Source organism: Noviherbaspirillum soli (assembly GCF_015352955.1).
GTDB classification, from domain to species: domain Bacteria; phylum Pseudomonadota; class Gammaproteobacteria; order Burkholderiales; family Burkholderiaceae_D; genus Noviherbaspirillum_A; species Noviherbaspirillum_A soli.
This window is the reverse complement of the sequence record NZ_JACYOX010000014.1, coordinates 16,195-30,935: the sequence shown is the minus strand read 5'-3', so window position 1 is coordinate 30,935 and position 14,741 is coordinate 16,195. Positions and strand designations below refer to the sequence as shown.

The 14,741-nt window shown below is 66.5% G+C and carries 12 protein-coding genes; 9 read left to right on the top strand and 3 right to left on the bottom strand.

The features are described from left to right. Positions 1-22: 22 nt before the first annotated feature. Positions 23-847 carry an SIR2 family NAD-dependent protein deacylase gene (locus tag IGW04_RS12425; RefSeq protein WP_194713399.1) on the top strand — a complete coding sequence of 275 codons (825 nt, stop codon included), beginning with the start codon at positions 23-25 and terminating at the stop codon, positions 845-847. 184 nt (positions 848-1,031) lie between these two features. Here the strand turns inward: IGW04_RS12425 and IGW04_RS12420 are convergent, their stop codons facing one another. Further along, a complete protein-coding gene (locus IGW04_RS12420; RefSeq protein WP_194713398.1) occupies positions 1,032-1,496 on the bottom strand; it encodes a SixA phosphatase family protein in 465 nt (154 codons plus the stop codon). Positions 1,497-1,597: 101 nt separating this feature from the next. Further along, positions 1,598-2,200, bottom strand: coding sequence for an FMN-dependent NADH-azoreductase (locus tag IGW04_RS12415; RefSeq protein ID WP_194713397.1), 603 nt, complete (start codon positions 2,198-2,200; stop codon positions 1,598-1,600). 123 nt (positions 2,201-2,323) lie between these two features. On the opposite strand from IGW04_RS12415, the gene IGW04_RS12410 reads away from it, so the two are divergent. From IGW04_RS12410 to IGW04_RS12380, 7 genes are all read left to right on the top strand, one after another. Then, positions 2,324-3,295: a LysR family transcriptional regulator gene (locus IGW04_RS12410; RefSeq protein ID WP_194713396.1), complete on the top strand. Its 972-nt coding sequence runs from the start codon at positions 2,324-2,326 to the stop codon at positions 3,293-3,295. Positions 3,296-3,562: 267 nt separating this feature from the next. Continuing rightward, positions 3,563-4,483 carry an L-threonate dehydrogenase gene (gene ltnD, locus IGW04_RS12405; RefSeq protein ID WP_194713470.1) on the top strand — a complete coding sequence of 307 codons (921 nt, stop codon included), beginning with the start codon at positions 3,563-3,565 and terminating at the stop codon, positions 4,481-4,483. Beyond that, positions 4,480-5,757, top strand: a complete 1,278-nt coding sequence (gene otnK, locus IGW04_RS12400; RefSeq protein WP_194713395.1) for a 3-oxo-tetronate kinase — start codon at positions 4,480-4,482, stop codon at positions 5,755-5,757. Before ltnD ends, otnK begins: the two co-directional genes overlap by 4 nt. Further along, positions 5,754-6,416, top strand: a complete 663-nt coding sequence (otnC, locus tag IGW04_RS12395; RefSeq protein WP_194713394.1) for a 3-oxo-tetronate 4-phosphate decarboxylase — start codon at positions 5,754-5,756, stop codon at positions 6,414-6,416. Before otnK ends, otnC begins: the two co-directional genes overlap by 4 nt. Positions 6,417-6,447: 31 nt before the next feature. Further along, on the top strand, positions 6,448-7,227 hold the full coding sequence (otnI, locus tag IGW04_RS12390) for a 2-oxo-tetronate isomerase (RefSeq protein WP_194713393.1): 780 nt from the start codon (positions 6,448-6,450) through the stop codon (positions 7,225-7,227). Between the two features lie 9 nt (positions 7,228-7,236). Continuing rightward, positions 7,237-8,211 (top strand): D-erythronate dehydrogenase, encoded by a 975-nt coding sequence (denD, locus tag IGW04_RS12385; RefSeq protein WP_194713392.1) that lies wholly within the window; start codon positions 7,237-7,239, stop codon positions 8,209-8,211. Positions 8,212-8,518: 307 nt separating this feature from the next. Continuing rightward, positions 8,519-11,200, top strand: coding sequence for an ExeM/NucH family extracellular endonuclease (locus IGW04_RS12380; RefSeq protein ID WP_194713391.1), 2,682 nt, complete (start codon positions 8,519-8,521; stop codon positions 11,198-11,200). Between the two features lie 421 nt (positions 11,201-11,621). Here IGW04_RS12380 and IGW04_RS12375 read toward each other — a convergent pair whose 3' ends face one another. Then, complete coding sequence (locus IGW04_RS12375) at positions 11,622-12,194, bottom strand: hypothetical protein (RefSeq protein ID WP_194713390.1); 573 nt, start codon at positions 12,192-12,194, stop codon at positions 11,622-11,624. Positions 12,195-12,767: 573 nt separating this feature from the next. Here IGW04_RS12375 and IGW04_RS12370 point away from each other — a divergent pair. Beyond that, positions 12,768-14,708 (top strand): potassium transporter Kup, encoded by a 1,941-nt coding sequence (locus IGW04_RS12370; protein ID WP_194713389.1) that lies wholly within the window; start codon positions 12,768-12,770, stop codon positions 14,706-14,708. The last annotated feature ends 33 nt before the right edge of the window (positions 14,709-14,741 follow it).

The following is a 14,741-nucleotide window of genomic DNA, read 5'->3' as shown; positions in this document are numbered from 1 at the left end:
CGGCGTCGTAACAGGAGCAAACATGGAGAAGGAAATCGCAAGCGCGGTGGCGCTGCTGCGGGAGGCGGACGGCATCGTGATCGCCGCCGGGGCTGGCATGGGAGTGGATTCCGGCCTGCCGGACTTTCGCGGCGACCAGGGCTTCTGGCAGGCCTATCCGCCGCTGGCCCAAGCCGGCATCCGCTTCGTCGAGATCGCCAATCCGGCTGCCTTCCGCGACGATCCGCGCCTGGCCTGGGGCTTTTATGGCCATCGGCTGGCGCTGTACCGGGCTACCGTGCCGCATGCGGGCTTCGACCTGCTGCGGCAGATGGCGGGACGAGTCACCTACGGCGGCTTCGTGTTCACCAGTAATGTCGATGGCCAGTTCCAAAAGGCGGAATTTGCCGGTGAACAGGTAGCCGAGTGCCATGGCTCCATCCATTTCCTGCAATGCAGCCAGCCCTGCACCGACGCGATCTGGCCGGCCGACGGCTTCGTGCCGCAAGTCGATATGGCGCAGTGCCGGCTGCTGTCGCCGCTGCCGCGCTGCCCGCATTGCGGCGAGGTGGCGCGGCCCAATATCCTGATGTTCAATGACGGCGCATGGCTGGAGCAGCGCAGCGAGCTGCAACTGAACAGGTTCGGGCGCTGGCTGCAGCATGCGCGCAGGCCGGTGGTGATTGAACTGGGCGCGGGCATCGACGTGCCCTCGGTGCGGCGCCAGGCCGAGCGGATCGGCGCGCCGCTGGTGCGCATCAATCCGCGCGCGCCGCAGGGTGCGGATGTGGGTTTGGCGATCGGCGCCTTGCAGGGCTTGCGCCTGATCGAGGAAGCGTGGCGGCAGGCGCCCGGGATGCCGCGCTAGCGGCAAGGTCCAGGCGGTTCCGGATGGACGGAATACCTGAATTTTCCTGCCAAGGTTCCACAGGCTGTCCTTGCATGCCCACTCAACCAGGCAGGCCGGCTAACAGGCCGCATCCAGGGCGCAAGCCCCGGCCGACCGGTCCGGCGCAAGCTGTCCGCGCTGACGCCCGCCGGGATTGCGCCGCTCACTTGCGGCCATCCAGCATCCACGGCGCCATCACCGCCTTCACATAAACTTCCGTCTTTTCTTTTTCCTGGGTATCGCTGAACCACCAGACGCCGCCCTTGGCCATGTCCCACCAGGTCACCGACGTGCCGAGGATGATGGCGATCAGTTCGCCGAAGGCGGGCTGGTGGCCGACCAGCATGATGTTGCGCAGATTGGCCGGCCAGTCGGCCGCCCTGAGCAGGTCGGTGGCAGGCCGGTCCTTGGCAATGGCCTCGTCGATGTCATGCGGCAGCCCCAGCGGCGCTACCGTCTGGCGGGCGCGCAGCGCGGGGCTACAGAGGATGCGGAGATTGGCGGGCAGGCGTGGCTGCAGCCAGTGCGCCATGGCCTGGGCATGGCGCCGGCCGGCCTCGGTCAGCGCGCGCGCTTCATCCGGTGTGCCGGGCGCGGCTTCGGCATGGCGCCAGAGTATGAGTTCCATCGCAAATGCTCCTGGAAAGCAGCTCGGCCTTCCATCATAGGAAGCGGCGCGGGCCGGCGGCAGGCCGGCCCGCGCAGGGCTTGCGATGGATCAGCAAGGGATCAGGCGGCGACGACTTCCTCGATCTGCTGCAGCGCCGAGGCAATGGCCTTCTGCTCGGATTCCGGGCCCATGGCCATGCCTTCGGCGTAGACGAATTCCACATCCTTCATGCCGAGGAAGCCCAGCACCATCTTCAGGTAGGGCACCTGGCTGTCGGCGTCGGTGTCGCGGTAGAAGCCGCCACGGGTCAGCGCGACATACACTTTCTTGCCCTTGAGCAGGCCTTCCGGACCGTTGGCGGTGTACTGGAACGTCACCTTGGCGCGGGCGATCGCGTCGATCCAGTTCTTCAGCTGGGTCGGCACGCCGAAGTTGTACATCGGCACGCCCAGCACCACCACGTCGGCAGCCTGGATCTGCGCGATCAATGCATCGTCCAGCGCCACGCGGGCATTCTGTTCCGGGGTCCGTTGTTCGGCAGGCGTGAACAGCGCGCCGAGTGCGGCCTCGTCCAGAGCCGGATGCGGCTGGGCAGCCAGGTCGCGCACGCTGACGCTGGCGTCCGGCTGCGCTGCCTTCAGGCGTTCGACGATGCTGCCGGCCAGGCGGGTGGACTGGGAGCCCTCGCTGCGGGCGCTGGAGTTGATCTGCAGGATGTTCATGGTATTTCCTCTGTGAGAAAGCGGTATGGAGACATTCTAGTAACCCAAAAACCATCACGGAAGCCGTGAATATGGGTTACATTGTGCCGTTGATGGAACAATATCCGGAAAGTGGAACAGGCAATGCATATCGAACCGAATGACCTCCTGCTGTACGCCCAGGTCGTGGCGGCCGGCAGCTTCAGCCGGGCTGCCGAACGCGCCGGCCTGCCCAAGTCCACCGTGTCGCGCCGTATCGCGCTGCTCGAGGCGCAACTCGGCGAACGGCTGCTGCTGCGCACCACCCGCAAGCTCACGGTGACCGATTTCGGCGCCGACATGCTGGAACATGCGCGCTCGGTGCTGGCGGAAGTGGAAGCGGTATCCGCGCTGGCCCAGCACCGCCAGGCCGAGCCGGGCGGCCGCCTGCGGGTGTCCATGCCCAACGACATCGCCAACGTGATGCTGGGACCGATGCTGGCGCGCTTCATGGCCAGCTATCCCGCCATCACGCTGGAAGTGGACCTGACGCCGCGCCGGGTCGATCTGGTCGGGGAAAACTTCGATGTCGCCATCCGCATGGGCAGCCTGCCGGACGACGCTACGCTGGCGGCGCGCCAGCTGGCCGTGTTCTCCAACGGGCTGTATGCGTCGCCGGCCTACCTGCGCCAGCGCGGCACGCCGGAACGCCCGGATGAGCTGATGCAGCATGACACCCTGCGCCTGCTGTCGCGCAGCGGCGAGCCGGCGCCATGGCGCCTGACGCGCGGCGAGGCGGTGTGGCAGGCAGTGCCGCCCGGCCGCGCCACCATCAATTCCCCGGAAGTGCTGCTGCGCCTGGCCTGCGCCAATGCCGGCATCGCGATGCTGGTCGATCATTTCGCCGAGCCCTACCGGGCAAGCGGACAACTGGTGCAGGTGCTGCCGGACTGGAACGCGCCGTCGCATGCCGCCTGGGCGGTGTTTCCCGGCCGCCGGCTCATGCCCAGCCGCACCCGCGCATTCCTGGATGCCATGGCGGAGGAGTTCGCCGGGCCGAAGTGCCATGCGGCGCAGGAAAAGCTGGCGCGCGGCAAGCGGGAGCGGGCAGCCCTGCAGCAGGCAGCCGGGCAGTGATATTTGGCGGCGTGATGCGCCGGTTGGCCAGCGTGCCATGCCGATAATCCTATCGGACTGATCGCAGAACTATCCCTTGACAGTCTGAAAACTGCTGCATACCATGTTGTCATACAACTTTGGCGCTGCTTCCGCGCCAGTTTCAAAATAGCAATAAGAGTCGAGACAACATCCAACCACGCCAGCCACGGCCAGCCGCCGTCGCCGCAGCCGCGCCCGGCTGGCGCGAACACATCCTGAGGGAGCACCTGAAACATGGCAGATCAGATCAGCCGCGTCGGCCTCGTCGGCCTGGGCGCAATGGGCATGGGCATAGGCAAGTCCCTGCTGCGTGCCGGCCTGGAAGTACATGCCTGCGATGTCCGCCCGGAAGCGGTGCAGACGCTGGTCGACGCCGGCGCGCAGGCAGCCCCCAACCCGGCCGAACTGGCCGCCAGGGTCGATGCACTGGTCATCGTGGTGGTCAATGCGCAGCAGACTGAAACAGTGCTGTTTGGCGAACATGGAGCGGCAGCGGCGCTGGCGCCCGGATCGGTCGTGATTGCCTGTGCCACCGTCGCCCCGGAATTTGCCGAGGCGCTGGGCGCGCGGCTGCTTGCCATGGGTTTGCGCTTCATCGATGCGCCGATTTCCGGCGGCGCCGCCAAGGCCGCGGCCGGCGAGATGTCGGTGATGGCGGCCGGCGCGCCGGAGGCCTTCGCCAGTTGCGAGCGGATCTTCGATGCGATCGCCGGCAAGCTCTACCGTCTCGGCGAACAGCCGGGCCAGGGCTCCAAGGTAAAAATGATCAACCAGCTGCTGGCCGGCGTGCACATCGCCGCCGCCGCCGAAGCGATGGCCCTGGGTCTGCGCGCCGGCTGCGACCCGGACGCGCTGTATGAAGTCATTTCCAACAGCGCCGGCAGTTCCTGGATGTTCCAGAACCGGGTGCCGCATATCCTGGCGGGCGACTACACGCCGCTGTCGGCGGTCAATATCTTCGTCAAGGACCTGGGCATCGTGCTGGACTATGCGAAGAAAACCGTGTTCCCGCTGCCGCTGTCGTCCACCGCGCACCAGATGTTCATGCAGGCCTCGGCCGCCGGTCACGGCGGCGAGGACGACTCGGCGGTGATCAAGCTGTTCCCCGGCATTACGCTGCCGGCCGCCCGCAAGGCCGGCCAGGCGCCGGAAGGAGACGGAAAATGACGGTCCTGCTCGGCTGCATTGCCGACGATTTCACCGGCGCCACCGACCTGGCCGGCATGCTGGTCAAGGCCGGCATGCGCACGGTACAGCTGATCGGCGTGCCCGACGGCCCGCCGCCGCAGGATGTGGATGCGGTGGTGATCGCGCTCAAGTCGCGCACCGTGCCCGCCGCGGAAGCGATCGCCGATTCGCTGGCCGCGCTGCGCTGGCTGCAGCAGGCCGGCTGCACCCAGTTCTACTTTAAATACTGCTCGACCTTCGATTCCACGCCCGAAGGCAATATCGGCCCGGTGGCCGAGGCGCTGATGGCGGCGCTGGGCACCGACTTCACGATTGCCTGCCCGGCCTTCCCGGCCAATGGCCGCACCATCTACAAGGGCTATCTGTTCGTCGGCGACGAACTGCTGTCCGAGTCCGGCATGCGCAACCATCCGCTGACGCCGATGACCGACCCCAGCCTGGTGCGGGTGCTGCAGGCGCAGAGCCGGGGCAAGGTTGGCCTGGTGGAGCATCGCACTGTCGCTCAAGGCACGGAAGCGGTTGCGGCGCGCTTCGGCGCGCTGCGCGCCGAAGGCTGCGCGCTGGCGATCACGGATGCGATTTCCAACGATGACCTGATGACCCTGGGCGCGGCCTGCGCCGACCTGCCGCTGGTCACCGGCGGCTCCGGCATTGCGCTGGGCCTGCCGGACAACTTCCGTCGCCGCGGCCTGCTGGCCAAGAACGACGTGGCCGACCAACTTCCCTCGACCGGCGGCCTGCGCGCCGTGATCGCCGGCAGCTGCTCGGTGGCGACCCGCAAGCAGGTGGCGGCGATGCAGGACAGCGCGCCATCCTTTGCGATCGACCCGCTGGCGCTGGCGCGCGGCGAGGACGTGGCTGGCGCGGCGCTGGCCTGGGCCAAGCCGCTGCTGCAGCAGGGGCCGGTGCTGGTCTACGCCACTTCCAGCCCGGAACAGGTAAAGGCGGTGCAGGCGCAACTCGGCGTGGCCGAGGCCGGCGAACTGGTCGAGCGGGCGCTGGCAGAGATTGCCCGCGGCCTGGTGCGGCTGGGCGTGGGCCAGCTGATCGTGGCCGGCGGCGAAACCTCGGGCGCGGTGGTCAAGGCGCTCGGCGTGACCGGCCTGCGCATCGGCCCCGAGATCGATCCGGGCGTGCCCTGGACCGCGGCGCTGCAGGAGCAGGGCGACGGGCAGCCGCTGGCGCTGGCGCTCAAGTCCGGCAACTTCGGCAGCGTCGACTTCTTCACCAAAGCCTGGAGCCGGCTGCCATGAGCCCGGCCATCCATGCCCGGCCGGAAGAGTCGCGGCTGCGCGAGCAGATCGTCGAATTCGGCGCCTCGCTGTTCGCCCGCGGCCTGACCGCCGGCAGCAGCGGCAACCTGAGTGTGCGCACCGACGACGGCTGGCTGCTCACGCCCACCAATGCCAGCCTCGGCCGGCTCGACCCGGCGCGGCTGTCGAAGCTGGACTGGGAAGGCCGGCTGCAGGACGGCGACCCCGCGTCCAAGGAAGCCTTCCTGCACCGCGCGATGTACCAGGAACGGCCGCAGGCGCGCGCCATCGTGCATCTGCATTCCACCCATTCGGCCGCGGTGTCCTGCATGTGCGGCCTGAACCATGCCGACTGCATTCCGCCGCTCACACCCTATTTCGTGATGAAGATCGGCCGTCTGCCACTGGTGCCTTACCACCGGCCGGGCGACCCGGCGCTGGCCGACGCCATCCGCGGTTTGGCGCAGAAGCATTCGGCGGTGCTGCTGGCCAACCATGGCCCGGTGGTCTCCGGTGCCAGCCTGGAAGCGGCGGTGTACGCCGCCGAGGAACTGGAAGAGACCGCCAAGCTGTTCCTGCTGCTGCGCGACGTGCCGGTCAATCCGCTCGATGCGCAGCAGATCGCCGAACTGAAGTCGGCCTTTTCGCTCGATATCTGAATTCATCTGCAGAACTATTCCTGGAGACGCCATGCCCAAATTTGCCGCCAACCTGTCCATGATGTTCAACGAAGTGCCGTTTCCCCAGCGCTTCGCCGCCGCCGCCGCGGCGGGCTTCAAGGGCGTGGAATTCCTGTTCCCGTATGACCATACGCCGGCCGAAGTGGCCGGATGGCTGCGCGAGAACCAGCTGGAAAATGCGCTGTTCAACATGCCGCCCGGCGACTGGGCGGCCGGCGAGCGCGGCATTGCCGCGCTGCCGGGCAGGGAAGAGGAGTTCCGTGCCGGCGTGGCCCGCGCCATCGAGTATGCGCAGGCGCTTGGAACGAAGCGGCTGCACATGATGGCCGGCCTGGTGCCGGCCGGCGCCGATGCCGACAGCTACCGCGCCACCTACCTGGCCAACCTGCGCTTCGCCGCCCGTGAATGCGGCCTGCACGGCATCAGCGTGCTGCTCGAGCCCATCAACGGCCGCGACATGCCCGGCTACTTCCTGCAGACCCAGGCCCAGGCCCATGCGCTGCGCGAGGAATGCGGAGAGCCGAACGTGAAGGTGCAGATGGACTTCTACCATGCGCAGATCATGGAAGGCGACCTGGCGATGAAGTTCAAGCGCTGGTTCAGCGACATTGGCCATGTGCAGATCGCCAGCGTGCCGGCCCGCAACGAGCCGGACGACGGCGAAGTGAATTACCCCTACCTGTTCCGCCTGCTCGACGAACAGGGCTATGACGGCTGGATAGGCTGCGAATACCGGCCGCGCGGACGCACCGAAGACGGCCTGGCCTGGCTGGCTGCCTACAACCAATAAGGACAACTGATGAAAGTACTGATTACCGGCGGCGCCGGCTTCCTTGGCCAGAAACTGGCACGTGCGCTGCTGCAGCGCGGCACCCTGTCCGGTCCGGACGGCAGCCAGCAGAAGATCGACCGCCTGGTGCTGGTCGACGTCGCGCCGGCCCATGATTTCGGCGACGCGCGCGTCGAGTCCGTCACTGGCGACATCACCGATCCGGCGCTGCTGTCGCGCCTGATCGATGCCGGCACCACGTCGGTATTCCACCTGGCGGCGGTGGTCAGCGGCCAGGCCGAAGCCGACTTCGATCTCGGCATGCGCATCAACCTCGACGCCTCGCGCCTGCTGCTGGAAACCTGCCGCACTGTCGGCCACAAGCCGCGGGTGGTGTTCACCAGCTCGGTGGCGGTATATGGCGGCCAGCTGCCGGACGTGGTGCGGGACGACACCGCGCTCAATCCGCAGTCGTCCTACGGCGCCCAGAAAGCCATCGGCGAACTGCTGCTCAACGACTTCAGCCGCAAGGGCTTTGTCGATGGCCGGGTGCTGCGCCTGCCCACCATCAGCGTGCGGCCGGGCAAGCCGAACAAGGCGGCCTCATCGTTTGCCAGCGGCATCATCCGCGAACCGCTGGCCGGGCAGGAAGCCATCTGCCCGGTGGCGCCGTCGCTGCGGCTCTGGCTGCTGTCGCCGCGCCGCGCGATCGCCGCGCTGATCGCCGGCCATGAGCTGTCGGCCGAAAAGCTCGGCAACAGCCGCACCATCAACCTGCCGGGCCTGTCGGTCAGCGTGGCCGAGATGGTGGCCGCGCTGGAAAAGGTGGCGGGCAGGGACGTGGTTGCGCGCATCCGCTTCGCGCCCGATCCGGCGGTGGAGCGCATCGTGCAGAGCTGGCCCGGCGCCTGGGACGTCAGCCGCGCCCGCGCCCTCGGGCTGGAAGGCGACGCAGACTTCGAAAGCGTGATCCGCAGCCATATCGAGGACGAACTGGGCGGCTGATGTTTGCATCGGCCGGCGCCGATCCGGCCGATGTCGTTTCTCTCCTGCCTGGCCTTTTCCGCCTCGTCAGAAATACCTCGCGGCGCCGCGCACCTGCCGCCGCGTACGGTTACTCACCCCGCCTTCCACGCAACACCAAGCCATGCGCGACGCGCATGCCATCCCGCTCCGTATCCTGCCTTGCACGCCATCGTGATCGTTTGTCGCGGCGGCGTCATGCCGGTGTCACAGGCGGCTTGTAGCCTCCCGGTCTTTGAACCCATTGCGCAGCCGCCCCCGCGCTGCGCAATCCTTTGCGGAGCAGCGCATGTCCCACCCGATCCTGCAGTCGGCTTTCCTGTCCTTCGTCCTTGCATCCGTGCCCGCTGCGGCCGCGCCAGCCATCGTGATCAGCCAGATCTATGGCGGCGGCGGCAACAGCGGCGCGCCTTACCGTAACGACTACATCGAACTGTTCAACCGCGATGCAGCGCCCGTCAGCCTGCGCGGCTGGAGCGTGCAGTACGCATCGGCCGCCGGCAGCGCATGGCAAGTCGCGCCCCTGCCGGACCTGACGCTGCAGCCCGGCCAGTACCTGCTGATGCAGCAGGCCGCAGGCAGCAGCGCGGGCGCGGCGCTGCCTGCGCCAGATGCCAGCGGCAACCTGGCCCTGTCGGCCAGTGCCGGCAAGGTCGCGCTGGTCAACGGCACCGCCGCGATCGCGGCGGCCAATGCGCCGTCGGTGGTGGACCTGGTCGGCTTCGGCACGGGCGCCAGTGCCTTCGAAGGCATCGCGCCGGCGCCCGCGCCGTCGAACACAGCCGCCATCCTGCGCACGGCCGGCGGCTGCGGCGACAGCAACAACAATGCAGCCGACTTCGCCGCCGCCGCGCCCACGCCGCGCAACGGCGTGACCGCCTTCCATGTCTGCCAGGCGGCGGCCGGCGCGCCTATCCTTGCCGCCTGTCCGGATGCCTTCAGCGTTCCCGCCGGCAGCGGCGGCGCCACCGTGGTGTCTGCCAGCGACGCCGACGGCATCGTCAATGCCGCCTCGCTGCTGTCGGGCGCGGTCGACGGCGTCACGCTGACGCCGCAAAGCCTGGCAGCGGCGCCGGGCGGCGCGGCATCCTTCCTGCTCAACGTCCCGGCCACGGCGCCTGCCGGCGAGCATCTGCTGACGCTGGGCTTTTCCAACAACCAGGCGCAAACGGCCAGCTGCCTGGTGAAGCTGACCGTGCAGGCGGCGCTGGCGACTTCCCGCACCATCCCGCAGATCCAGGGCGCGGGCGCCGCCAGCCCCTATGCAGGCACCATGCAGACAACCGAAGGCGTGGTGACCCTGCTCGTTGCCAACGGCTTCTACCTGCAGGACCCCGAAGGCGACGGCGATCCCGCCACCTCGGACGGCATCTTCGTCTTCACCGGCGCGCCGCCGTCAGTGGCCGTGGGCGACCGCCTGCGCCTGGCCGCCACCGTGGCCGAGTTCAATGCCGGCGACGCCGGCCGCACCGTGACCCAGCTGACAGGCATGCGCGGCATGCTGCTGCTGTCGAAAAACAACCGGGTGGCGCCGGCAGCGCTGAGCCTGCCGATGAGCGCTGCCGACTTCGAGCGGCATGAAGGCATGCTGGTGCAGTTCAGCGCGCCGCTGACGGTCAGCCAGAATTATTTCCAGGGCCGCTATGGCCAGGTCACGCTGTCGGCCGGCCGTCTTGAAAAGCCGACCAATCGCTATCCGGCCGGCTCGGCCCAGGCGCTGGCCGCGGCCGCCGCCAATGCCGCCAGCATGATCGTGCTGGACGACGGCAGGACCAGCCAGAACCCGGTGCCGGTTCCCTATATCGGCGCCGACAACACGCTGCGCGCCGGCGACACCGTCACCGGCCTGACCGGCGTGATCGACTTCGGCCTGATCACCGCATCCAATCCGGGGCCGTCGGGCTACAAGCTGCAGCCCGGCGCCACGCCGGTCTTCACCCGCGACAATCCGCGCACGCCGCCGCCGCGCCTGCCCGTCGGCAACGTCAAGGCAGCCAGCTTCAACGTCCTCAATTTCTTCACCACCTTCGGCGATGGCACGACCGCATCCGGCCAGAGCGGGCAGGGCTGCAGCCTTGGCGCGTCGGTGGCGAAATCGAACTGCCGCGGCGCCGACAACCTCGTCGAATTCCGGCGCCAGCGCGCCAAGATCGTCGCCGCCATGCTGGCCATCGACGCCGACGTGTTCGGCCTGATGGAAATCCAGAACAATGGCGACGTCGCCGTTGCCAATCTGGTCGAGGCGCTCAACGCCGCCGCCGGCGCGCAGCGCTATGCGGTGGTGCCGCGTCCGGAGCAGACCGGCAGCGATGCGATCCGGGTGGCGATGATCTACCAGCCGTCGCGCCTGAGGCTGGCCGGACCGGCGCTGTCCGACTCCGACCCCGTGCATAGCCGCCCGCCGATGGCGCAGACCTTCATCGCCGCCAATGGCGGCAGCTTTTCGCTGATCGTCAACCATTTCAAGTCCAAGGGCAGCTGCCCGGACGCCGGCAGCCCGGACGCCGACCGCGGCGACGGCCAGGGCTGCTGGAACGCCACCCGCATGCAGCAGGCGCGCCGCCTGGCAGAGGTGTTCGTGCCGCAGGTACGCGCATCAGCGCAGGATGCCGATGTGCTGCTGATGGGCGACTTCAATGCCTACGGCGCCGAGGATCCGATCCGCCTGCTGGGCGACTACGGCTTCAAGAACCAGATCGAGCGTTTCGTGCGCCGCGCCGGAATCCCGTATTCCTATGTATTCGACGGCGAAGCCGGCTATCTCGACCATGCGCTGGCCAGCGCGCCATTGCAATCCCAGGTGCTGGGCGCGGCGGAATGGCACATCAATGCCGACGAGCCGGCCGTGATCGACTACAACACCGAGTTCAAGCCGCAGGACCTGTACAGCGCCACGCCCTACCGTTCGTCCGACCATGATCCGGTGGTGATCAGTCTCGGCTTGCGGGGCAAGCCGGTGACGGGGCGCTGAGCGAGGGGCGAGGAGGCAAGGATGGCGCTGCGCGAAGTCGTGCAGGCCAAGCCATGCCCTGGCGCGGCCTGTGATCTTGCCGTACCGACCGGCGCGCCTGTGCCCTGGCAGATAAATCGGTCGTCGCGGCGTCCGCTGTCTTCCAGCAGAATGCCGGCCATGATCGGCCTGCGGAGCCAGGGCGCGTCTTGAACGAGGCAGCATGCCGGGCGCAGTTGCAAGACCGGTCGACAGGCCGGCAGTGTGATGCCAGACCCAACCCATAACGTCCGATGAAACCGCGTCTTTCTCCGCCTGGCTGCGTTGGGATCGTCGTCGATAGCTGGGCTGTTGACGCCTCACCCGTCTTGCAAGATCCAAAAATCCATCGGTTTCATCCGGGACGTGATGGATTGGGATTGGCATTGGCATGAAACGGACATCAGGCCTGCAGGGCAAGCTGTTTCAGTGAATCCTTGCCTGCGTAATAGAAGGTTCCCTTGCCGGTATAGCTGTCGTTCTGCACGCTGAAGCGGGCGACATGGAGGCGTCCGCCCCTGAAGCTGCGCGATCTTTCCAGCACGGCGCTGAAGACAAGCTCTTCGGTTTCCTTGATCGGCCTGTTGCAGCGTATCGAAAATTCGATCATGTCGACAAAACTGGATTTCTCGGTATCCCCGTCCAGCCAGCGGGAAAAGATGACGCCCATCTGCTGCAGCCAGGTAGCGGCGGCGATGTTGGAAAGATGAAAGGGAACGCGTCCCTGCCCAAAATATTCAGCGACACGCAAGCGGAGCTCAACACCGTTCGGGTGGGCTTGCAGCGACAGAAGCTCGAAGCGGTCCGGGTTCCAGGCATTGTCGAGATAAGGCGAAGCATAGGTATCGAAATCCACCGCTTCATTTTGCGGCAGGGAATTCTCTTTAAAGGCGAGCAACATATCGGTTTTCTTTTCTTTATTGATTGTCTGGCAAGGGATGTCTTTCCTGCCTGGCGGAGTCAACAATTCCAGCATTGCCACGATTCCGGGTTCCCCAGGCACTGGTGCGTATCAGGATCGCGCAATCCGGTTTCCTTTTTGATTGCCTGCCGACGTTATGTGTGCCTGCTGCACAAGGTGAGGCGATACGGCAATGCCAGTAACTCTTTCACGGCCGACAACGGCGCTGGATTGGCGCCGCAGCGCTCGTCCAATGACATCCTTTGGTGATCATCCCTGGGTTGCGGGCATGCCGGGAAGGGGACTGGACAGGGCAGACCAGGGACGGTCAGGACAATCACGACCCCGCCGGACAGCAATCTTCAAAGGCACTGCATCCACGGTAGCGGTACTGGCTCTCATCCTGCCGCGCCCGGTTATCGCGAGGAAGACATCAGTCCCACGCATGGCCTCCGGCCCCGTGTTGCGCGGAGGGAGACAGGCCGCTGCGCGCCGCCAGCCATGCCGCAGGCCTGGCACGGCCAACGGGGCCGCTGCCGTCTTTTTACAAAAATTTTATGGCTGGCCCGCTATCCTGCAAAGGGCTGGCCGGGCCGCCCCGTTTTTGGGCAGCCGGTTGTTTCCTTTGGATTCCACCCGATTCTCCCGATGAGTTCAGTCCCCACCAAGCAAACAGAAGCCGCAGTGCAACTCGATGGCGCCGCCGCCGTTCCGGTTTCGTCCGCCACGCGCAGCCGGCTCGCTGCCCTCACGCTCACCGCCATCGGCATCGTCTACGGCGACATCGGCACCAGCCCGCTGTACACCCTGAAGACCGTCTTTTCGCCTGAGCATGGATTGCAACTCACCCAGGCCAACCTGCTCGGCGTGATCTCCCTGATCTTCTGGGGCCTGATGGTCATTGTCTCGCTGAAATATGTCACCCTGGTGCTGCGCGCCGATAATCAGGGCGAAGGCGGGATCATGGCGCTCATGGCGCTGGCATTGTCCTCGGTCGGCAAGGCATCACGCTGGTATCGCCCGCTGCTTCTGGTCGGACTGATCGGCGCGGCGCTGTTCTATGGCGACGGGGTGATCACGCCGGCGATCTCGGTGCTGTCCGCCATCGAAGGCCTGGAAGTGGCCACGCCGGCTTTCAAGCCCTATATCGTGCCTCTCACCCTGGCGGTGCTGCTTGCCCTCTACATGGTCCAGAGCCGTGGAACGGCCGGCATCGGCAAGTGGTTCGGACCCATCACGCTGCTCTGGTTTGCGGTGCTGGCGGCGATGGGCGTGATCAATATCGTGCAGGCGCCAGCCATTCTTGCGGCGCTGAACCCGGTGCATGCCGTGACCTTCATGTTCCGAAACGGCTGGGTGGCTTTCGTCGCGCTGGGCGCGGTCGTGCTTGCCTTTACCGGCGCCGAGGCGCTCTATGCCGACATGGGGCATTTTGGCAAGAGACCAATACGCATCGCCTGGGCCGGCGTCGTGGCGCCGGCGCTGACCCTGAATTACTTCGGGCAGGGCGCGCTGCTGCTCCACCAGCCGGAAGCCTTGTCCAACCCCTTCTACCAGCAGCTCGGGCCATGGAGCGTGTACCCGCTGGTGCTGCTCGCCACCATGGCCACGGTGATTGCCTCGCAGGCGACGATATCCGGCACCTTCTCCATGACCCACCAGGCCATTTCGCTCGGCGTATTGCCGCGGATGCGGGTCGTGCACACATCGGAGCATGAAGTCGGACAAATCTATATACCCTTGGTGAACTGGATGCAGATGGCCGCGGTCATGCTGGCGGTGGTGGGCTTCGGTTCCTCCGACCGGCTGGGCGCGGCCTATGGCATCGCGGTGACGGCAACCATGCTCGCCACGACCGTGCTGACCTTCTTCGTGATCCGCTACGGCTGGAAATACAATCTGCTTGTGTGCTGGGTCGCCACCGGGTTTTTCCTGGCCATCGACATCATCCTGTTCGCCGCCAATACCCTGAAGTTCATGTCAGGCGGCTGGTTCCCATTGCTGATGGGCGCGGTGATCATCACCGTGATGCTGACCTGGCAGACCGGACGCGAGATCGTGTTCAGGAGCCTGGAAGGCCATGCCATACCGATCGAGGCTTTCCTGCATTCCCTGTTCCTGTCCCCGCCGCCGCGCGTGGAAGGCACGGCGGTGTTCTTCCGCCCGGTGGGCGAGGGCGTGCCGCATGCGATGCTGCATAACCTTGTGCACAACAAGGTGCTGCACGAGCGCGTCATCTTCCTGACCGTCATCCATGCTTCCGTTCCCACGGTGCGCGACGCCGAGCGGGTCAAAGTCAGGCCGCTCGGCAACGGCTGCTACGAAGTCGACGTCGCCTACGGTTTCAAGGACGAGCGGGATATCCCGGGTGCGCTGGAACTGTGCAAATCCCATGGACTGGACTTCAGCATGATGGAGACTTCCTTCTTCATCTCGCGCCAGACCGTGGTGCCTACCGCCGGCCTTGGCATGGCCATGTGGCGCGAATTCCTGTTCGCCGCCATGTACCGAAATGCCCGTGATGCGGCGGATTATTTTCGGGTGCCGGCCAATCGGGTCATCGAGCTGGGCACCAAGCTGGAAATCTGAGCGCGGCATTAAAATGCGCCATCCAACCGCCTC

What these genes read in the sequence shown, in the direction of transcription:
- IGW04_RS12425 (WP_194713399.1), top strand. Translation starts at nt 23, where the DNA reads ATGGAGAAGGAAATCGCAAGCGCGGTGGCGCTGCTGCGGGAGGCGGAC.
- denD (WP_194713392.1), top strand. Translation starts at nt 7,237, where the DNA reads ATGAAAGTACTGATTACCGGCGGCGCCGGCTTCCTTGGCCAGAAACTG.
- IGW04_RS12415 (WP_194713397.1), bottom strand. Translation starts at nt 2,200, where the DNA reads ATGAACATCCTGCAGATCAACTCCAGCGCCCGCAGCGAGGGCTCCCAG.
- IGW04_RS12380 (WP_194713391.1), top strand. Translation starts at nt 8,519, where the DNA reads ATGTCCCACCCGATCCTGCAGTCGGCTTTCCTGTCCTTCGTCCTTGCA.
- IGW04_RS12375 (WP_194713390.1), bottom strand. Translation starts at nt 12,194, where the DNA reads ATGCTGGAATTGTTGACTCCGCCAGGCAGGAAAGACATCCCTTGCCAG.
- otnK (WP_194713395.1), top strand. Translation starts at nt 4,480, where the DNA reads ATGACGGTCCTGCTCGGCTGCATTGCCGACGATTTCACCGGCGCCACC.
- IGW04_RS12370 (WP_194713389.1), top strand. Translation starts at nt 12,768, where the DNA reads ATGAGTTCAGTCCCCACCAAGCAAACAGAAGCCGCAGTGCAACTCGAT.
- otnI (WP_194713393.1), top strand. Translation starts at nt 6,448, where the DNA reads ATGCCCAAATTTGCCGCCAACCTGTCCATGATGTTCAACGAAGTGCCG.
- IGW04_RS12420 (WP_194713398.1), bottom strand. Translation starts at nt 1,496, where the DNA reads ATGGAACTCATACTCTGGCGCCATGCCGAAGCCGCGCCCGGCACACCG.
- otnC (WP_194713394.1), top strand. Translation starts at nt 5,754, where the DNA reads ATGAGCCCGGCCATCCATGCCCGGCCGGAAGAGTCGCGGCTGCGCGAG.
- IGW04_RS12410 (WP_194713396.1), top strand. Translation starts at nt 2,324, where the DNA reads ATGCATATCGAACCGAATGACCTCCTGCTGTACGCCCAGGTCGTGGCG.